The organism is Litoreibacter meonggei (genome assembly GCF_003663885.1).
In the GTDB taxonomy this organism is placed as follows: domain Bacteria; phylum Pseudomonadota; class Alphaproteobacteria; order Rhodobacterales; family Rhodobacteraceae; genus Litoreibacter; species Litoreibacter meonggei.
The window spans coordinates 116239-133639 of the sequence record NZ_RCCE01000004.1; the positions used below are offsets into that span (position 1 = coordinate 116239).

At 57.4% G+C, this 17401-nt stretch carries 20 protein-coding genes and 2 tRNA genes; 11 read left to right on the forward strand and 11 right to left on the reverse strand.

Annotated features, from left to right (window positions below):
• The first annotated feature begins 116 nt into the window (after positions 1 to 116).
• Together BCF46_RS12500 and BCF46_RS12505 are read left to right on the forward strand one after the other, a co-directional pair.
• Positions 117 to 1589, forward strand: a complete 1473-nt coding sequence (locus tag BCF46_RS12500; RefSeq protein WP_121024770.1) for a leucyl aminopeptidase — start codon at positions 117 to 119, stop codon at positions 1587 to 1589.
• Positions 1590 to 1591: 2 nt separating this feature from the next.
• A complete protein-coding gene (locus BCF46_RS12505; RefSeq protein ID WP_121024772.1) occupies positions 1592 to 2053 on the forward strand; it encodes a DNA polymerase III subunit chi in 462 nt (153 codons plus the stop codon).
• Between the two features lies 1 nt (position 2054).
• On the opposite strand, the gene BCF46_RS12510 is transcribed toward BCF46_RS12505, so the two are convergent.
• Together BCF46_RS12510 and BCF46_RS12515 are read right to left on the reverse strand one after the other, a co-directional pair.
• On the reverse strand, positions 2055 to 2633 hold the full coding sequence (locus tag BCF46_RS12510; protein ID WP_121024774.1) for a retropepsin-like aspartic protease family protein: 579 nt from the start codon (positions 2631 to 2633) through the stop codon (positions 2055 to 2057).
• Positions 2634 to 2654: 21 nt separating this feature from the next.
• Positions 2655 to 3281 carry a MarC family protein gene (locus BCF46_RS12515; RefSeq protein ID WP_121024776.1) on the reverse strand — a complete coding sequence of 209 codons (627 nt, stop codon included), beginning with the start codon at positions 3279 to 3281 and terminating at the stop codon, positions 2655 to 2657.
• A 65-nt stretch (positions 3282 to 3346) separates the two neighbouring features.
• Here BCF46_RS12515 and BCF46_RS12520 point away from each other — a divergent pair, with 65 nt between their 5' ends.
• On the forward strand, positions 3347 to 4393 hold the full coding sequence (locus BCF46_RS12520) for a zinc-binding dehydrogenase (RefSeq protein WP_245990107.1): 1047 nt from the start codon (positions 3347 to 3349) through the stop codon (positions 4391 to 4393).
• Here the strand turns inward: BCF46_RS12520 and BCF46_RS12525 are convergent.
• Positions 4390 to 6231, reverse strand: a complete 1842-nt coding sequence (locus BCF46_RS12525; protein ID WP_121025382.1) for an ABC-F family ATP-binding cassette domain-containing protein — start codon at positions 6229 to 6231, stop codon at positions 4390 to 4392. The genes BCF46_RS12520 and BCF46_RS12525 overlap by 4 nt on opposite strands.
• 106 nt (positions 6232 to 6337) lie before the next feature.
• Between BCF46_RS12525 and ndk the strand changes: the two genes are divergently transcribed.
• Positions 6338 to 6760, forward strand: a complete 423-nt coding sequence (gene ndk / locus BCF46_RS12530; RefSeq protein WP_073141126.1) for a nucleoside-diphosphate kinase — start codon at positions 6338 to 6340, stop codon at positions 6758 to 6760.
• A gap of 66 nt (positions 6761 to 6826) precedes the next feature.
• Here the strand turns inward: ndk and BCF46_RS12535 are convergent, their stop codons facing one another.
• From BCF46_RS12535 to BCF46_RS12545, 3 genes are all read right to left on the reverse strand, one after another.
• Positions 6827 to 7156, reverse strand: coding sequence for a TfoX/Sxy family DNA transformation protein (locus BCF46_RS12535; RefSeq protein ID WP_121024777.1), 330 nt, complete (start codon positions 7154 to 7156; stop codon positions 6827 to 6829).
• Between the two features lie 295 nt (positions 7157 to 7451).
• Positions 7452 to 7526: transfer RNA gene (locus tag BCF46_RS12540), tRNA-Asn, on the reverse strand.
• 60 nt (positions 7527 to 7586) lie between these two features.
• Positions 7587 to 8498 (reverse strand): MBL fold metallo-hydrolase, encoded by a 912-nt coding sequence (locus BCF46_RS12545; RefSeq protein ID WP_121024779.1) that lies wholly within the window; start codon positions 8496 to 8498, stop codon positions 7587 to 7589.
• Positions 8499 to 8539: 41 nt separating this feature from the next.
• Here BCF46_RS12545 and BCF46_RS12550 point away from each other — a divergent pair, with 41 nt between their 5' ends.
• On the forward strand, positions 8540 to 9859 hold the full coding sequence (locus tag BCF46_RS12550; protein ID WP_121024781.1) for an ATP-binding protein: 1320 nt from the start codon (positions 8540 to 8542) through the stop codon (positions 9857 to 9859).
• Between the two features lie 7 nt (positions 9860 to 9866).
• Here the strand turns inward: BCF46_RS12550 and BCF46_RS12555 are convergent.
• Positions 9867 to 9943 (reverse strand) — tRNA-Ile (locus BCF46_RS12555).
• Between the two features lie 113 nt (positions 9944 to 10056).
• Between BCF46_RS12555 and BCF46_RS12560 the strand changes: the two genes are divergently transcribed.
• The 4 genes from BCF46_RS12560 (at position 10057) to rnd (ending at position 13489) form a co-directional block, all read left to right on the forward strand.
• Positions 10057 to 10515, forward strand: coding sequence for an ABZJ_00895 family protein (locus BCF46_RS12560; protein ID WP_121024783.1), 459 nt, complete (start codon positions 10057 to 10059; stop codon positions 10513 to 10515).
• Between the two features lie 60 nt (positions 10516 to 10575).
• Positions 10576 to 11628: a phosphoribosylformylglycinamidine cyclo-ligase gene (purM, locus tag BCF46_RS12565; RefSeq protein ID WP_121024785.1), complete on the forward strand. Its 1053-nt coding sequence runs from the start codon at positions 10576 to 10578 to the stop codon at positions 11626 to 11628.
• The gene (purN, locus tag BCF46_RS12570) at positions 11625 to 12215 is read left to right on the forward strand and encodes a phosphoribosylglycinamide formyltransferase (RefSeq protein ID WP_121024787.1); all 591 of its coding nucleotides are present in this window, start codon (positions 11625 to 11627) and stop codon (positions 12213 to 12215) included. The genes purM and purN overlap by 4 nt, the downstream gene beginning before the upstream one ends.
• A 113-nt stretch (positions 12216 to 12328) precedes the next feature.
• Complete coding sequence (rnd, locus tag BCF46_RS12575) at positions 12329 to 13489, forward strand: ribonuclease D (RefSeq protein WP_121025385.1); 1161 nt, start codon at positions 12329 to 12331, stop codon at positions 13487 to 13489.
• 9 nt (positions 13490 to 13498) lie between these two features.
• Here rnd and BCF46_RS12580 read toward each other — a convergent pair whose 3' ends face one another.
• The gene (locus BCF46_RS12580; RefSeq protein ID WP_121024789.1) at positions 13499 to 13957 is read right to left on the reverse strand and encodes a hypothetical protein; all 459 of its coding nucleotides are present in this window, start codon (positions 13955 to 13957) and stop codon (positions 13499 to 13501) included.
• Positions 13958 to 14094: 137 nt separating this feature from the next.
• Here BCF46_RS12580 and BCF46_RS12585 point away from each other — a divergent pair, with 137 nt between their 5' ends.
• Positions 14095 to 14502, forward strand: coding sequence for a SufE family protein (locus tag BCF46_RS12585; protein ID WP_121024791.1), 408 nt, complete (start codon positions 14095 to 14097; stop codon positions 14500 to 14502).
• Here the strand turns inward: BCF46_RS12585 and BCF46_RS12590 are convergent, their stop codons facing one another.
• The 3 genes from BCF46_RS12590 to BCF46_RS12600 all read right to left on the reverse strand — a co-directional run bounded on the left by BCF46_RS12590 (position 14503) and on the right by BCF46_RS12600 (position 16136).
• Positions 14503 to 15138 carry a DUF1638 domain-containing protein gene (locus tag BCF46_RS12590; protein WP_425454426.1) on the reverse strand — a complete coding sequence of 212 codons (636 nt, stop codon included), beginning with the start codon at positions 15136 to 15138 and terminating at the stop codon, positions 14503 to 14505.
• Positions 15122 to 15313: a hypothetical protein gene (locus tag BCF46_RS12595; RefSeq protein WP_121024793.1), complete on the reverse strand. Its 192-nt coding sequence runs from the start codon at positions 15311 to 15313 to the stop codon at positions 15122 to 15124. Before BCF46_RS12595 ends, BCF46_RS12590 begins: the two co-directional genes overlap by 17 nt.
• 118 nt (positions 15314 to 15431) lie before the next feature.
• Positions 15432 to 16136 carry a corrinoid protein gene (locus BCF46_RS12600; protein ID WP_121024795.1) on the reverse strand — a complete coding sequence of 235 codons (705 nt, stop codon included), beginning with the start codon at positions 16134 to 16136 and terminating at the stop codon, positions 15432 to 15434.
• A 157-nt stretch (positions 16137 to 16293) separates the two neighbouring features.
• On the opposite strand from BCF46_RS12600, the gene BCF46_RS12605 reads away from it, so the two are divergent.
• Positions 16294 to 17397: a PA0069 family radical SAM protein gene (locus BCF46_RS12605; protein ID WP_121025390.1), complete on the forward strand. Its 1104-nt coding sequence runs from the start codon at positions 16294 to 16296 to the stop codon at positions 17395 to 17397.
• Positions 17398 to 17401 lie beyond the last annotated feature (4 nt).

The window sequence follows — 17401 nt, forward strand, 5'->3', positions numbered from 1 at the left end:
CTCCTTAGTTGTTGGTCCGCTTTTTAGCGCAAAATCTGGGGGCGGAACAGGGGGGTTCTGGTCATTGTCTTTCACCCGCGATAGCTATGGGGAAACTCTCCAGCATAGGCAGACAAATGACCGCTTTGATCCCCGTAAACTTCGCCGCCACCGATATCGATGCCATCAAGGATATGGAGGGCCGCTTGGCGATATTCGTACCGCCTGCAGGTACGCTTGACGCTACAGCAAAGCGTGTGAACCGGCTGACCCGTGGGTCAATCGCCCGTGCGGTCGCCAGCGATGCGTTCGACAAGCTCGACGATGGTGCGGCCATGGTTCTGTCCTATCCCGTGAATATTCCTGCGGAGGCTGTGATCATTGTAAAACTCGCCCGTCGTCCCTCCGCCCTTGAGGCCCGCAAGGCCGGGGCGATCCTGGCCAAGCAGGCGGGTAAATCCAAAGTGACAGCTTTATGCGGCAACCTGCGTCGTGCCCATGAAGTGGCGTATGGCATGCTTCTGCGGGCCTACGAATATACCGATCAGAAAACCGCAGAGAAAACCCCGCATGACGGCGCGACGATAATGGTCAATGCGCCTGAGGAGGTGAAAGTGGACTTTGACGGAATGGATGCGTTGGCCGAGGGCGTATTCTTCACGCGCGACCTGGTGAACATGCCCGCCAATGTGCTGACCACCACGGAGTTTGCAAAGCAATTGTCTGACCTGACGAAGTTGGGCCTGAAGGTTGAAGTGCTGGAAGAGAAGGATCTCGAAAAACTTGGCATGGGCTCGCTGCTCTGTGTCGGACAGGGGTCCGACAGTCCCTCCAAAGTAGTTGTCATGGAATGGGAGGGCGGTGCCAAAGGCGACAAGCCGTTTGCCTTTGTGGGTAAGGGCGTTGTCTTCGATACCGGTGGCATTTCGCTGAAACCGGCTGCAGGCATGGAAGACATGACCATGGACATGGGCGGTGCGGGCGTCGTGGCGGGGGTAATGAAGGCACTGGCGATGCGCAACGCGAAGGCCAACGTGGTCGGTCTTGTTGGGTTGGTTGAAAACATGCCGTCGGGCAACGCTGTTCGTCCGGGCGATGTGGTGACCTCCATGAAAGGCGACACCATTGAAGTGATCAACACCGATGCCGAAGGCCGATTGGTGCTGGCGGATGTGCTTTGGTATGCGCAAGAGCGGTTCGAGCCCTTGGGCATGATCAACCTCGCCACCTTGACGGGGGCCATTATCATCGGCCTGGGTCACGAGAATGCAGGGGTGTTCTCCAACAATGATGCGCTCGCCAATGCTATGCTAAAGGCCGCGAATACTGAGGAGGAGGGTGCTTGGCGCATGCCAATGGGTAAGTCTTACGACGACCAGTTGAAGTCGCGCATTGCTGACATGAAGAATGTAGGCGGACGTCCGGCGGGGTCCATCACGGCAGCGCAGTTCCTGCAACGCTTTGTGAAGCCAGAAACACCATGGATCCACTTGGATATCGCCGGTGTCGCCTCGGTAAAAACGGACACCGATTTTGCCCCGAAAGGTGCGACCGGATGGGGGGTTCGGGCGCTTAACCGTTTGATTATGGATAACTTCGAGGGCGAATAACCATGGGTGCCGCCTTTTTCTACCACATGACCACGCAGCCTGTAGACGTGACCTTGCCCATGCTGTTGGGCAAGGCGCGCGGGGCAGGGTGGCGTGTGGCGGTCAGGGGCGGCGATGCTGTCAGACTGGATCATTTGGACGGGAAGCTGTGGGAGGCAGACGGATTTCTGGCGCATGGTCGTGCAGGTGGTCCACATGACGCGGATCAGCCGATTTTGCTGACCGAAGCGCAGGAGGCACCGAACGGTGCAAGCTGCCTTGTTAGTCTCGATGGTGCAGAGATCGCACCCGAAGAGGTCAACGTATCCGACCGCACGATGATCCTGTTCGATGGCAATGATGGCGATGCGGTCGCCCGTGCGCGCGCGCAATGGAAGGCGCTGACCGCTGCCGGATGCGCGGCGCAGTACTGGTCGCAAGAAAGCGGTCGTTGGGAGAAAAAAGCCGAAAGCGGCGAGGGTTAGGCTATCGCTCCAGCACCAAGGTATCGGGTGTGATTTCGACACGACCGAACCTGCGCAGGTAGGCCATGCCCAGCAGCGAGCTGTCCAGTTCACCTTCGTTAACGAACGCCCGAACTCTGCCCTCGTCCAATTCACCCAAGCGCACGTTCTCCAAGGTTACCCGCGCTGTGCGGACCTCGCCATTCGCGGTGCTGGCGCGACCTCCATAGATCAAGGTCTCTGTGTCGATCCCGACGCGCTCCGCATCTTTTTGGGTCAGCACAACGCTGCTCGCGCCCGTATCTACGATGAATTCAACCGGAACATCGCCCACATGCAACGTCAGGTGATAATGCCCGTCACTACGAACCGGCACCTCGATGCGTCCGTCCTCGAATGCGCTTTGGCGGGGGAGGACGGTTTTGGACACGTCATTCCAAAGCCCGTAGGCGACAATGACGCCGACAAAAATGAACCCCCACAACGCGGCTTGGCGCGCTATCTCGCCCATTCGGGCGCGATTGGAGATCAAAAAATACCCCGCAATCACGGAGCCAAGCAAAACGAGGTAGATGAGGCGGGCGGTGTCTTCGCTATCCATAGCTTTAATATAGGGGCTAGGTCAGGTGCCTGCCACCACTCCGAATTCGCGCAGGCCGTCCAGAACGAATTGGACCGATAGCGCAGCCAGCAACATCCCCATCAGCCGGGTAATCACCTTGATACCGGTGTCGCCAATAACGCGCTCCATCAGGCCTGCCATCAAGAACATGCCGAAGACAACGGCAAGCACGGACAGCATGACACCGTGAACGGCGGCAACATAGGTGAAATCCGCTCCCGGTGTGCCTGTCAAAAGGATCATCGTTGCCAGCGCGCCCGGACCTGCGATCAAAGGCGTAGCTAGCGGGAAAACAGAAGGGTCTTCGTCACCGGGGCCATCTGCCTGATCTTCGCGGCGTTGAGTGCGGCGTTCGAACAGCATGTCGAGCGCTGTCACGAACAACAAAACGCCCCCCGAGATGCGGAAGGCCGCCATTGATATCCCAATAAAGTCCAGAAGCGCTTCGCCCGCCAGCCCGAATAGCGTAAGCAGGAATATCCCGACCAGACACGACCGGATTGCGATCCGCAGACGGTTGCGGAAATCCATACCAGAAGTGAGCGCCACGAAAAGCGGTGCGAGCCCGATCGGGTCGATCACCACGAACAGGGTGACAAAGGCGGTGATTGCGACAGAGAGTTCCATTTCCTCGCCCTATATGTTTGTTTCACGAAGGAAAAGCCTTTGTCGGCATATCTGGGAGAATTGACATGACGAATGTGATGGCAGGCATGGTCCTGACAGGTCATGGCGGCCCTGATATGCTGGAATGGCGGGACGATATCGCTATTCCGACACCCAAACCCGACGAGGTTCTGATCGAAGTCGCGGCATCGTCGGTCAACAACACCGATATCAACACGCGGATAGGCTGGTATTCCCAGACCGTACGCGGCGCGACCGATGCTGTCAGCGAAACCTCGGACGCGGACGCGTCATGGTCTGGAACACCCCTTGGCTTGCCACGCGTTCAGGGCGCGGATGTGTGTGGCCGAATTTCGCAGGTCGGGCGCGACGTTGACCCAAACCGGGTTGGTGAGCGCGTTTTGCTGCGGACCATGCAAACCCATGGTGGAGCTGTTTGGACCATGGGATCAGAATGCGACGGGGGCTTTGCACAGTTTTGCGTGGCCCGCGCCCATGATGCTCTTGTGGTGGACAGCCGTTGGAGCGATCTGGAACTGGCCACGCTTCCCTGCGCCTACTCCACGGCAGAGGGCATGTTGCAACGCGCATCCCTCAAGACGGAGCGTGTGTTGATCACGGGAGCATCCGGTGGCGTTGGGGCCGCGGCAGTGCAATTGGCAAAAATGCGCGGGGCGCATGTGACAGCGGTTACAACACCTTGCAAAGCGGATGCCGTGCGAGAATTGGGTGCGGACGCAACCTTAACCCGCGATGAAATCCCACCGCGCGGTGCATTCGATGTGCTGGTGGATTTGGTGGCAGGCCCGAGCTTTCCTAACATGCTCGACGGGTTGGCTGATTTCGGGCGCTATGTGTGCTCTGGCGCGATAGCGGGTCCGATTGTCGAGCTGGATGTGCGAAAGCTCTATCTGCGCGACCTGAGTTTCTTTGGATCGACCTTTCAGCCGGACAACATCATGCCCGATTTGATCAGCTATGTGGAGGCAGGGCGATTGCGTCCGGCGGTGACCACAACATTTCCGCTGCGAGACCTGAAGGCTGCCCAAGCAGCGTTCGCTGCCAAAACACATGTCGGCAAGATCGCGATTGATGTGGCGGGCGGAATCTAGCGTTCCGCCTTTTCCAGTTTGGACTGCGCCTTGACCCACATGGCCTCTGCGCGATCCATGGCGTCCATAACCTCGGAATACTTCTTTTGCCAGACCGCACGCTTGTCGGCCATGTGATCTTCATAAACCTTCGGGTCACCAAGACGCTTTGCCAACTCGTTCTGCATCTCTGACAGCTTGGCGACACGGGCTTCGCATTTCCGCACGTCCGAACGCAGGGCCAAGATGTCATCGCGCGATGCGGTCTTGGCCTTTGTTTTGTCTTTCTGGGGCTTCTCTGGCGGTGCCAGAAGCAATTTACGGTAGCTTGGCAGGTCGTCGTCATACGGGTTTACGCGACCATCTTTGACCAGCCACAGACGGTCGGCGACGAGGGACAGCAAATGCATGTCGTGGGACACCAGAATGACCGCGCCGGAATAGGCAGTAAGCGCCTGGACCAAAGCCTCGCGGCTTTCGATATCAAGGTGGTTCGTCGGCTCATCGAGGATCAACAGATGCGGTGCGGGCAGGGTGGCCAATAGCAACGACAGACGTGCCTTTTGCCCACCGGACAACCGGCCCACTTCCGTGTCCGCCTGATCAGGGCCAAGGCCGAAGCTTGCAAGACGGGCGCGCAGTTTGGATTGCCCCTCATGGGCGCGTTCGCGGATCAGGTGTTCCAGCGGGGTTTCGTCAACAAAAAGCTCGTCGACTTGATGCTGAGCAAAGAAGCCGATGCGCAGCTTATTGGAGGTCGACATGCGGCCTCCCATCACTTCAAGACGGTTCGATAACATCTTGGCAAGAGTAGATTTTCCCTCACCGTTCCGACCCAGAAGTGCTATGCGGTCATCTTGGTCAATGCGCAGGTTCAGGTGGCTCAGAATGGCTTTGCCGTCATATCCCACCGACGCACTTTCTGTGCTGATGATCGGTGGTGACAGCTCTTCCGGCTCGGGGAAGGTAAACACCACGCGGGCCGCGTCTTCGGGGGCGGTGATGGTCTCCATCTTCTCCAGCATCTTGACGCGGGATTGGGCTTGCTTGGCTTTCGACGCCTTGGCTTTGAACCGGTCCACGAAGGATTGCAGGTGCGCGCGTTGCAAATCTTGTTTCTTGGCGGCCGCAGCCTGCACCGCACGGCGGGCGGCGCGTTGGCGGGCGAACTGGTCGTAGTTGCCGGAGTAAAACGTCAACTGCTTGTCTTCGAGATGCAGGATACCGTTGACCGAGCGGTTCAAGAGTTCGCGGTCGTGCGAAATGATGATGACCGTATGCGGGTAGCGGGTCAGGTAATGCTCTAGCCACAACGCGCCTTCGAGGTCGAGATAGTTGGTCGGCTCGTCAAGCAGCAGCAGATCGGGTTCGGAGAACAGAACCGCAGCCAAGGCCACACGCATCCGCCAGCCACCCGAGAAGTCGGAGCAGGGACGGTGTGTTTCCTCGGGCGTAAAGCCAAGGCCCACCAAGATCGAGGAGGCCCGCGCTTCGGCGGACCATGCGTCGATATCGACCAGACGGGTCTGGATGTCGGCGATGCGATTGGGGTCGGTGGCCGTTTCGGCCTCGGCCATAAGGCTTGCGCGCTCTTTATCCGCGTTCAGAACGGTGTTGAGCAGCGAGACCTCGTTCGACGGCACTTCTTGCGCGATCCCGCCAATGCGGGCGCGGTCCGGCATGGTGATTGCGCCGCTCTCCAAGACCAGCTCGCCGCGGATCAATTTGAACAGGGTGGTTTTGCCCGTCCCGTTGCGCCCCACGAGGCCAACTTTGTGACCCGTAGGGATATTGGCCGAGGCGCCCTCAAACAGGGAACGGCCTTCGACGGCGTAGCGGAGTTCTGACATGCTTAACATGCCCTGCGTTTCGCCTATGCGGGCAGGGGTGTCAATTGGGCGCTTTTCATGAGCAGGGTGCCATGCTAGGTGCGCGTCAAATTCACTCTTGGTAAGGACCCGCATCATGGCTATCCAACGCACATTCTCGATCATCAAACCAGACGCCACCAAACGCAACCTGACTGGCAAAATCGCTGCCAAGTTCGAAGAGGCCGGTCTGCGCATCGTTGCTTCCAAGCGCATTCAGCTGACACTGGCCCAAGCACAGCAGTTCTACGGTGTCCACTCCGAGCGCCCGTTCTTTGGCGAGCTGTGTGAGTTCATGATCTCCGAGCCGATCGTCGTTCAGGTGCTGGAAGGCGAAGACGCCATCGCGAAAAACCGCGAAGTTATGGGCGCAACCAACCCTGCCGACGCCGCCGACGGCACCATCCGTAAAGAGTTCGCGCTGTCGATCGGCGAAAATTCCGTGCACGGCTCCGACGCGCCAGAGACCGCAGCAGAAGAAATCGCGTTCTTCTTCTCCGGCCTAGAGCTGGTTGGCTAAGACTTCGGTCACAAAAATTTCGGGAAGGGCCGTGCGACTTAGGGTTGCGCGGCCTTTTTCTTTGCACTAGCGGCGCAGGCCGACGCCAATTTCATCAAGATCAGCTTCTAACGCGCTGATATTTTTATTGAAGTGCCTTAATTTTAGCTGATCAAACTTGACGCGAAGCGCATCTTTTTCCGCACCTTTGCAATCGTTCCATGGTCGGCCTTGCAGCGCCATTACCAAGGCGTAGTAACCTATGAAATGGGGGCGGTCGCCACTTTCCAGAAGCTTGGCGTAAGCCGCATCTGCTCCAAGTGTACGTAGCTGCTCGGCAGAAGTAACACCGGCGCGGAAGAGGCTGGCCTCATAAGCTGGACCAAGATTGCGGATAGAAGAAACAGGTTCGGTCATACAACCTGATTATGCTCTATTCGAGGTCGGAGGGAAGGCCCTTAAAGGCTGGCCCAATCCGAGAATCCGGCTGGCGGAGTCGGTCGCGGAGATTTGGTATCTTGCGGATGAGGGCGGGGTGTCGGAGCTGGTGCTTCATAGGTCATAACAGCGACCTCCAATTAACAAAAAACTGACTATGCTTTATGACACCATCGAAATCTGGCGAAAGAGTGTCAAAATTACGGCAAAATTGTGGCGGGGAGTTTGAGCAACACTCTAAAGGCACTCTAAAAGTGCAGGTTATTGGAGAATTTGGCTCCGACGGTAGGGATCGAACCTACGACCAATTGATTAACAGTCAACTGCTCTACCGCTGAGCTACGTCGGAACGGTGAGGCGCGTATAGCAAGCGCGATTCAGGTCGTAAAGAGTGTTTTACCCAAATTATTCAGATAACTGAAAACCGGCTTGTCGCGGTGAGTTTATGCTCCGCTTTCACTTGGTTGCGTTCGGAAAGATCAATCAGATGAGCGACTACATTTCGTTCGGCGGCGGGCAGAAGTGCAGGACTCACATCGGTATAAATCTGCGCGGTCAGCTCCTTCGGGGTTTGCGGCGAGGATTGCAGCGACGACAGAATTTGGGATTCGCGCATTCGTCGATGAATGAGCAATTCCTCAAGCCGTCGGGCGGGGTCCTCTACCGGCATCCCGTGGCCGCTATAGTAGGTTGCTACGGGATCACGGTTGGCCAGCATTTCCAATGATGCCATAAAATCCGTCACATGCCCGTCAGGAGGCGACACCATCGACGTGGCCCAGCCCATGACGAGATCACCGCTAAAAATGGCGTCACCTTCGTGCCACTGGAAACACAGGTGGTTTCCCATATGCCCGGGGGTGTGCAGGGCCGTCAGGCTCCAGTCAGAGCCCTCGACGCGGGTGTCATGCGCAAGGGTGACGTCGGGCAGGAAGGTGGCATCGATGCCTTCGCCGCCGCCCAAGTCGGCGAAGGACGCCATAACTGGCGCGCGTCCGGCGCTACTGCTTCCGAACCCGAACACCTTTGCGCCAGTAACTTGTGCCAGCACCATAGCCAATGGTGAATGGTCGATATGCGAATGGGTCACGAAGATGTGGCTGATACGCTGATGCGCTTCTAGTGCATCCAGAATTGCGGCCAAGTGATCCTCGTCCGGCGGTCCAGGGTCGATAACTGCAATGTCTCGCGTGCCAAGCAGGTAGGTGTTGGTGCCAGTGTAGGTCATGGGCGAGGCGTTTGGTGCCAAGATACATTTTAGGCCGGGTGCGACGGTGATTGGTTGGCCCGGCTTGCGGGTGTCGGGCTTGGGATTTGCCATCGCTCTTTTCCTTTGGGTCAAGGGGCTTTACGGTCCGGAACATGGCACGGTTCTCAATAAAGCGCTACCTTCCACGCAGCCTCTATGGGCGGGCGGCGCTTATCCTGTTGGTTCCGATTGTGACCATCCAATTGGTGGTTTCCTTCGCGTTCATTCAACGCCTGTATGAAGACGTCACCGTGCAGATGACGCAAAACATCTCGGTGGAGCTACAACTGCTGCTCGACACGGTGGAAGATGCGGAATCGGTTGATATTGCCGCACAACAGGTTGCGGCAATGGCAGCTGCGCTCGACATGAAAGTCGCATTTCCCGGAGTGGAAGTCGCGGAGCGCAGGAGCTTTACCGACTTGTCCGGTCGGGTTATTCGCGACACGTTGGCCCAGCGGTTCGACACCCTACGGACCGTCGATCTTGTGAGCCTCGACAAAACTGTCCAAGCCAGTCTAGGCACGTCCAAAGGTGTCATGGAGGTTGCTTTTTCTCGCCGCCGCGTCGCCGCATCCAACCCACACCAATTGCTGGTTTTGATGTTGTTGACTGCGGTTCTGATGACAGTAATTTCCTATCTGTTCCTGCGGAACCAACTGCGCCCGATCCGACGCCTTGCTCGTGCGGCCGAGGCCTTTGGTAAGGGCCGTAACGAGCCTTACTATCCGGGTGGGGCATCGGAAGTGCGTTCGGCCGGGGCGGCATTCTTGAATATGCGTGCCCGTATTGAGCGTCAGATCGAGCAGCGAACCTTGATGCTGTCGGGGGTGAGCCATGACCTACGCACGCCGCTGACGCGGTTGAAATTAGGTCTATCGATGCAGACCGACACCGAGGACACTAAAGACCTGATTGGCGACGTGGACGAGATGGAACGTCTGATTGAGGCCTTCCTCGATTTTGCAAAAGCGGATGCTCTGGAGGAGCTGGAGAAGGTTGACCCGGTCGAACTGGTTAGCGACCTCGTGGTGAATGCACAACGTGCCGGCAAGTCCGTCGAGCTTGTCGGCGTGATTCCAGCAGCGATTCTTTTGAAGCTCCGCCCGCTCTCGGTGCAGCGTGCGGTGGAGAACTTGATTAACAATGCGGTTCGCTATGGATCGCGTGCGCGCGTCGAAATCACGATATTGGAAACTGCGCTTCGGATCAGCGTCGAAGACGACGGCCCCGGCATTCCCGAGGCGCAACGCGAACAGGCGGTCAAGGCGTTCTCGCGACTGGATGCGTCACGCAACCAAAACGCAGGCTCGGGGGTCGGACTGGGATTGGCAATCGCGGCGGATGTGGCGCGGTCACATGGCGGCACGTTGCGCTTGGGCGATAGCGAGGAATTGGGCGGCTTGAAAGCGGAACTCGTGCTTCCGCGATAAAGTGTAGTGGTAGGCCCGGCAGGACTTGAACCCGCAACCAAAGCGTTATGAGCGCTCTGCTCTAACCAGTTGAGCTACAGGCCCACTAGGAACGGATGGCTACCAGACCGATCGCCCGCGTCAAGTCTCTTAGGCGCATCAATTGCGAAAGATACGCGGGTGTTTTAAACCGGACGCTAAATCAAAAGGAACATGCGATGGCTACCGGATACCTGCTGAAACGCTACGCTGTGGTTTCGGTGATCACTATGTTCGCGGTGCTTGTCATATCGTACCTGCTGGACGTGTTTGCTGGGTTCGACATCGGCTCCGGCGGCTCCATCGCCACCGCACTTGTTCCCGCAATGGATGCAGGTCAAACCTACGCGCGCCGTCTTATGAAGCAGCCCGAAAGCGGGTTCGCTTGGAAACTGTCGGCAGTGTTCGTGGTAATTAACGCGGCGTTGGGGCTCGCGTTCTCATTGGTGTTTGTCACGGCGTTCGGCGGTTTGGCAGATGTGTCCCAATCGTTGAGCGAAGTAGGTCCGACCGGGTGGGTCATCATTATTGCCATCGCATTTACGGTTTACTGGCTCGCCAGTCGATTTTTCTTCGGATTTGGTGCGAAAACCGAGCTGAAGATGCAAGAAAAGCTGGCAGCGAAGAAGCAGCCATAGACTCGTGCACGCTGGCTTGTTAGGTCGGCGCAACTCTAATCTGCTGCCGGATGTGACCCCATGACAAAGACCCCGAAGAACGGTTTGACCTACGCCGATGCTGGCGTGGATATTGATGCTGGCAATGCACTGATCGACCGGATCAAGCCTGCTGCCGCCGCCACCAAACGCTCTGGCGTGATGGAAGGTCTAGGTGGCTTCGGGGCGTTGTTTGACCTCAAGGACGCAGGGTTCAAGGATCCGATTTTGGTGTCTGCCACCGACGGCGTCGGCACCAAGCTGCGCATAGCCATTGATACCGGCCACTACGACACTATCGGTGTCGATCTGGTTGCCATGTGCGTCAATGATCTGGTGTGCCAAGGCGCAGAGCCTTTGCTGTTTCTGGATTACTTTGCCACCGGAAAGCTTGATCTTGATACGGCCACGACGATCATCAACGGCATCGCGGCGGGCTGCGAGGCCTCAGGTTGCGCGCTTATCGGCGGTGAAACCGCCGAAATGCCCGGCATGTATAGCGAGGGTGATTTCGATCTGGCGGGCTTCGCCGTGGGTGCAATGGAGCGTGGCACTGCTTTGCCCGCGGGCGTGGCTGAGGGTGATGTTCTGCTTGGCTTGGCCTCGAGCGGTGTCCATTCCAATGGCTATTCACTTGTTCGCAAGGTGGTCGAGGCGTCCGGTAAAGGATGGGGCGACGCGGCACCATTCTCCGAGGGGCAGTCGTTGGGCGAAGCCCTTCTGACACCCACGCGCCTATACGTTAAATCCGCGCTGGCCGCGGTGCGGGCAGGAGGTGTCCATGCGCTGGCCCACATCACGGGTGGCGGGTTGACCGAGAACCTGCCAAGGGTATTGCCGGAAGGTTTGGGGGCCGAAATAGACCTTGGCACGTGGGATCTACCGGGCGTGTTTTCTTGGATGGCCGGCGTCGCAGGTATCAATGAACCCGAGATGCTGAAAACCTTCAATTCCGGCATCGGCATGGTCTTGGCCGTGGACCCCCGTGCCGCAGAATCACTCACTGCGCTGTTGCAAGATGAAGGCGAAACAGTATTCCGCATTGGTGCCGTCACTTCCAATGAGGGGGTGCGCTACTCGGGCCGACTGCTTTGAAAAAGGTCGCCATTCTGGTTTCGGGTGGCGGCTCCAACATGCTGACGCTGTGCGACAGTATGGTGGGCGACCATCCGGCGCGACCCGTTCTGGTCTTGTCAAATGACCCCGCCGCCAAAGGGCTGGAGCGCGCTTCCGCTCGCGGAATAACGGCCGCAGCAGTTGATCACCGCCAGTTTGGCAACGATCGTGCGGCCTTTGAGGTAGAACTGATCAAACTGCTGGATGCAGCCGAGGCTGACATCATTTGCCTTGCAGGTTTCATGCGTGTCCTGACCGCGAGTTTTGTGGAACGCTATACGGGTCGTATGCTTAATATTCACCCCTCGCTTTTGCCGAAATACAAAGGCCTGAACACCCATGCCCGCGCGATTGAGGCTGGCGATGCAGAGGCGGGGTGTTCGGTCCACATCGTCACGCCAGAACTGGATGACGGCCCGATCCTCGGACAGGCGCGCGTGAAAGTGGAAGCGGGAGAAACTACCGAGAGCTTGGCCGCCAAAGTTCTGGTACAGGAACATCGCTTGTATCCGGCAGTTCTACGCCGTTTCGCTCAGGATCAGCGTGGGGTGTTGGAATTGACCTGACGCTTAGGCTTCCATTTTGTTCTTAAAGCGCCTAAGAAAGAACAGGCTTGGGGGCAGTCTACAAAGAACAACAACAACAAGCGATTACGCGAAGAACCTACATGCCATCAGACATAATAACGATCACCACAACCGAAGATTTGGCCGCTTTTTGCGAACGGGCTAAGGGCTTCCCTTACGTCACTGTTGATACAGAGTTTCTGCGCGAACGCACCTACTACGCGAAGCTGTGCCTGATCCAGTTGGCCATCCCCGGCGATGACCGCAACGACGCCGTTCTTGTTGACCCCATCGTTGGCGCGAACATGTCTTTGGAGCCGCTCTACGACTTGTTCCGAGACGAAAGCGTTGTGAAAGTATTCCACGCAGCGCGGCAAGATCTTGAGATCTTCTTTGTTGAGGGCGGCGTAATCCCGAAACCGTTATTTGACACTCAAGTGGCAGCCATGGTGTGCGACTTTGGGGAGCAAGTCGGTTACGAAACCCTGGTTCGCAAAATCACCAAGTCTACCGTCGACAAGTCGTCCCGGTTCACCGATTGGTCGCGCCGTCCCTTAAGTGACGCGCAGAAGTTATACGCGTTGGCTGACGTCACCCATTTGCGCGACATCTACGAATATCTGTCCAAACGGCTGGAACGCACGGGTCGAAAGCCCTGGGTTGAAGAAGAAATGGCTGTGTTGCTGGCACCGGAAACATATGTGGTTGTTCCTGCGGATGCATGGCGCCGTGTTAAGGTGCGCTCTAATGCACCAAAGTTTCTTGCCATCGTGCGCGAGCTGGCCAAGTTCCGTGAAGCCTATGCGCGGGAACGCAACGTTCCGCGCAGTCGTGTCTTCAAAGATGATGCGCTTTTGGAACTGGCGTCAACCAAGCCTAAAGACGAACGCGATATCGGGAAATCCCGACTTTTGCTGCGCGAGGCGCGCAAGGGCGCGATCGCCGATGGTATCATAGCTGCCGTTGCTGCTGGCGTATCTTGCCCACCTGACAAGATGCCAAAAGTGCCACCAGCGCGAGATCGCTCCAACATGAACTCGGCCCTTGCCGACCTGTTGCGGGTGATGCTTAAGGCGAAAGCTGAAGAGGTTGGGATCGCTCAGAAGCTGATCGCAACGGCGTCCGATCTGGATGATATCGCACTGGGCGAACGCGAGGTGCTGGCCCTCACAGGATGGCGGTCCGAGGTCTTCGGCAAGGATGCGCTTCGCTTGTGTGACGGGAAGTTGGCTCTGTCGTGCGCTGGAAATTCCGTCAAGATTATAGAGCTTTAGAAGCCATTCTTAACGTTTGACAGCACGGCGGTTGCTTTGGCCGATCACTGTTATTGTACGCACCTTGTTCAACCGGTTGGTGGAGACGGCCCTAGCTGCAAAAATCTCGCGAGAGCGTTGGGTGCTTTGGCGCGTTTGCGATGGAGGTGGCGTGACGCGGAACTCATAGGTCAGCGTGTTGAGATCGTCGCGATCAACTTCCAGCAGTTCAGCGTCCCAATATCCCTGCAACGACGGCAGGCCGACGACACGTATGATTGCGCCTTCCGGTGTTGGCTCCACTTTCAGCGAAAGAACTTGCGATACGAACGGGCGGGGGTCGCGCAGCAAGGCTTCATCGGCGACGACCACGGTTTCAGCACGGTCGCGCCCAAACCAGTTGAAGGGGTTGATGCGCGAGTCGCGAATGCGTCCGCACGCGCTCACGGTCAGGCTGATTGCCAGAATTGCCAAAATGGTGCGTGTCATTGCTCGTGTCCCTGCCAGCGCCTGTGTTTCCCAATGGAGTAGCGCAACCGAAGCGACTTGAAAAGTCCGGCCTGCACTGGACGGCACATCTGCGGCGGGTTAACTCGTGCATAACAGTCATTGGAAGGTGCACAGCAATGGCACAAGAAGCGTTTGAAGAGATAGTCGAGACCTTTGAATTCCTAGACGATTGGGAGGATCGCTATCGCCATGTGATCGACATGGGTAAAGCGATGGACCCGTTGGATGATGCGCTAAAAGTTCCCGCCACCAAAGTGGACGGTTGCGCCAGCCAGGTATGGCTGCATTCGAAAGTGGAGCAGGGCGTCCTCAGCTTCGACGGCGATAGCGACGCGATGATTGTTCGTGGCTTGATAGCCGTCCTGAAAGGTTTGTATTCAGGGCTTCCCGTCGACGAAGTCGCCAAAGTGGATGCTGTGGCCGAGCTCGGACGCTTGGGGTTGAACGAACATCTATCCGCGCAACGCTCGAATGGTGTGCGGGCGATGGTCGAGCGCATTCGTAGTGTGGCAGCAGCAGCGTAATTAAGCTTGCGACGTGAGCGCCGTCTCCAGATCGCCATAGCCGGTAAATCTATACTCGTATTCTAATCCCAAGAAGGCAGCGCAGGCCTTGGCCTTCTCCTCTAGCGCGGGATCGCGCTGTTGGGCTTGGTAAACCAACTTCTCGTAGTTGCCGAAATACAAATCCCGTAGCTCTGGATGGCGATCCAAACCCAAGGGTTTGGTCACGAACGCATCGAACTGGCGACATAGAAAGTCCGTCAGGAAAAACGATGTAACCTCTCCGCGGGCCTCGAACTCCGCATTCCCGTCATAGAAGCTGTAGCAGTGCGGGCCTTCGACCATCTCAACGCCCATCTCGTCACAGGCCACTTTTAACAACCCACCGGTTCCGCAATCAGCATAGACCACGAAAATTTTATCGAAATTTTCTTTGTGCTTGGAAACAGCTTCACGCACGGCAGGTACGATTTTGTCAGGTGTATTGTGCAGAATGGCCGGTAGGCAGGCGAGAGTCATGTGATCCCAGCCGTTGCTTTCCTTCACCGCCAGAATTTCGCGCGCGAGTGCTCCGCATGCCAGCAACAATACACGTCCTGCGCCTACTGGGGCCAATCCCTCGTCTCGCAACGTGGTGTCGTCAGGTGTCGTCACGATCAAGCCTTTTGTGAAGGGCACGGATCAACAGACCCGCCAGCATCGCAATCGGTAGCAAGGCCGGTATCGCCTGCGCGGCTTGCCCTTGCGGCTGCAGTTGCGAGAAGGCGAATACAGTTAATCCGGCGGCAACGAGCACGTAGCACAAGATCAATGCAAAGCGGGTAAATGGCATAGTTGGATCCTCAAACGAGGCTTATGATTGCGCCGCGGGCAGGGGAGGTCAAGCGCGGTACTTCATAAGAGAACGGGCCCCGAAAGGGCCCGTCACAATATACAAGTTTTCCGGCGAGTTATCCCGCAGCCAGTTGGTTGTGCTTGCGGGTCATGAACTCTTTGGCGGTCTCGACTGCAACAGCCGCGTCACGGCAGTACGCATCGGCACCGATGGCTTTGCCGAACTCTTCGTTCAGAGGCGCGCCGCCAACCAACACGGTGTAGTTGTCGCGGATGCCTTTTTCGACCATCTGATCGATCACAACCTTCATGTAAGGCATTGTCGTTGTCAGTAGCGCCGACATGCCAAGGATATCAGGCTCTTCGGTATCCAGCGCCTCGAAGTAAGTCTCGACCGAGTTGTTGATTCCCAAGTCGATAACTTCGAAGCCTGCGCCCTCCATCATCATGCCGACAAGGTTTTTGCCGATGTCGTGGATGTCGCCTTTAACGGTACCGATCACCATCTTGCCCACACGTGGGGCACCGGTTTCGATAAGCAGAGGCTTCAGAATGGCCATGCCGCCCTTCATCGCATTGGCGGCCAGTAGAACCTCTGGCACGAACAAGATGCCGTCGCGGAAGTCGTTGCCCACGATTGTCATGCCACCGACCAGAGCCTTGGTCAGAATGTCGTAAGGCTCCCACTTGCGTTCCAGCAGGATATTGACCCCTTCTTCGATCTCTTCTTTGAGGCCGTCGTAAAGGTCGTCGAACATCTGCGCGACAAGCTCTTCATCGTCGAGTTCCGACAGGATGATATCGTCTTCTTCGTCTGACATTGGCTTAGAACTCCTCAACACGCGCTGATGCGCCGTGGTCTTGCGTTAGTAAACTGATGCGCTGTGCTACCGTTTCGGGCGCGACGATTTGCGACATAGCGATGGCTGGCACCGACTTGCGCTTGCAAATGTTCTCTTTATGTTCCAAATTGTTGCAATGGAAAAAAATGCTGCGACTGCAACAGGATCGGAACGACTGACAGGCCGGATCAAGGGGCGAGGGACGCCGAAAAATGACGTTGGGCGCTTTGAACGTCTCGCGCGAGTGGCCGTTGATGACGGTTGGGATACGGCCGAAGAAGAAATGCCGTTGCGTCGTACACATGTCACCTGCGAGCGGGTGACCAAGGTCGTGACGCGCAACACGTCGCCGGATGTGCCATTTGACCGCTCCCTGAACCCGTATCGTGGTTGTGAGCATGGCTGCATCTACTGCTTCGCACGCCCGAGCCACGCCTATTTGGGACTGTCGCCGGGACTGGACTTCGAGACGCGCCTGATTGCACGGCCCAATGCGGCTCAGGCATTGGAGCGGGAGTTCATGCGTCCCGGTTATGCGCCTGACGTTCTCGCCATTGGCACCAATACCGACGCCTATCAGCCGATCGAAAAAGATCGGCGTATTATGCGCGGAGTTTTGGGTGCCCTGCAGCGATTCAGGCATCCGGTGTCTATTGTGACCAAAGGCAGTTTGATCGAGCGCGATATAGATATTCTGGGCGCGATGGCCGCCGACAGGCTGGCCTCGGCGTCGATTTCTATCACCACCTTGGATGCCAAACTTGCTCGCCAGATGGAGCCGCGCGTGCCGACCCCTGCACGCCGTCTGCAGACCATTGAGCGATTGGCGACGGCGGGTATCCCTGTTCGGGTTAGCGTGTCGCCATTGATCCCGGGTCTCACGGATCACGAGTTGGAAGCAATTATGCAGAGCGCCTGCGATGCGGGTGCGGTCGCCGCCAGCACGATCAGCATCCGACTGCCCGGCGAAGTGTCGGGGCTGTTTCAAGATTGGCTTGCGCGCGCGGTCCCCGGAAGTGCTGCAAAAGTCATGGCGCGGGTGCGCCAGATGCATGGCGGGCGTGACTACGACGCTACTTTCGGGACGCGGATGAAAGGGCAGGGCACTCATGCCGAATTGATGCGGCGGCGCTTTCAGACTGCTTGCAAACGGATTGGCCTGAGAGAGCATCTTCCTAGACTCCGAAGCGATTTGTTTGTCCGACCTGCGCGGGCAGGAGATCAGCTCAGCCTGTTTTGAGCCG

Excerpts from the sequence above, each read along its gene's own strand:
- BCF46_RS12545 (WP_121024779.1), bottom strand. The coding sequence starts at position 8,498 with ATGGCAAATCCCAAGCCCGACACCCGCAAGCCGGGCCAACCAATCACC.
- BCF46_RS12595 (WP_121024793.1), bottom strand. The coding sequence starts at position 15,313 with ATGCCATTTACCCGCTTTGCATTGATCTTGTGCTACGTGCTCGTTGCC.
- ndk (WP_073141126.1), top strand. The coding sequence starts at position 6,338 with ATGGCTATCCAACGCACATTCTCGATCATCAAACCAGACGCCACCAAA.
- BCF46_RS12535 (WP_121024777.1), bottom strand. The coding sequence starts at position 7,156 with ATGACCGAACCTGTTTCTTCTATCCGCAATCTTGGTCCAGCTTATGAG.
- BCF46_RS12585 (WP_121024791.1), top strand. The coding sequence starts at position 14,095 with ATGGCACAAGAAGCGTTTGAAGAGATAGTCGAGACCTTTGAATTCCTA.
- BCF46_RS12515 (WP_121024776.1), bottom strand. The coding sequence starts at position 3,281 with ATGGAACTCTCTGTCGCAATCACCGCCTTTGTCACCCTGTTCGTGGTG.
- purM (WP_121024785.1), top strand. The coding sequence starts at position 10,576 with ATGACAAAGACCCCGAAGAACGGTTTGACCTACGCCGATGCTGGCGTG.
- BCF46_RS12510 (WP_121024774.1), bottom strand. The coding sequence starts at position 2,633 with ATGGATAGCGAAGACACCGCCCGCCTCATCTACCTCGTTTTGCTTGGC.
- BCF46_RS12520 (WP_245990107.1), top strand. The coding sequence starts at position 3,347 with ATGACGAATGTGATGGCAGGCATGGTCCTGACAGGTCATGGCGGCCCT.
- BCF46_RS12505 (WP_121024772.1), top strand. The coding sequence starts at position 1,592 with ATGGGTGCCGCCTTTTTCTACCACATGACCACGCAGCCTGTAGACGTG.
- BCF46_RS12550 (WP_121024781.1), top strand. The coding sequence starts at position 8,540 with ATGGCACGGTTCTCAATAAAGCGCTACCTTCCACGCAGCCTCTATGGG.
- BCF46_RS12605 (WP_121025390.1), top strand. The coding sequence starts at position 16,294 with ATGGAAAAAAATGCTGCGACTGCAACAGGATCGGAACGACTGACAGGC.
- BCF46_RS12580 (WP_121024789.1), bottom strand. The coding sequence starts at position 13,957 with ATGACACGCACCATTTTGGCAATTCTGGCAATCAGCCTGACCGTGAGC.
- BCF46_RS12525 (WP_121025382.1), bottom strand. The coding sequence starts at position 6,231 with ATGTTAAGCATGTCAGAACTCCGCTACGCCGTCGAAGGCCGTTCCCTG.
- BCF46_RS12560 (WP_121024783.1), top strand. The coding sequence starts at position 10,057 with ATGGCTACCGGATACCTGCTGAAACGCTACGCTGTGGTTTCGGTGATC.
- BCF46_RS12600 (WP_121024795.1), bottom strand. The coding sequence starts at position 16,136 with ATGTCAGACGAAGAAGACGATATCATCCTGTCGGAACTCGACGATGAA.
- BCF46_RS12500 (WP_121024770.1), top strand. The coding sequence starts at position 117 with ATGACCGCTTTGATCCCCGTAAACTTCGCCGCCACCGATATCGATGCC.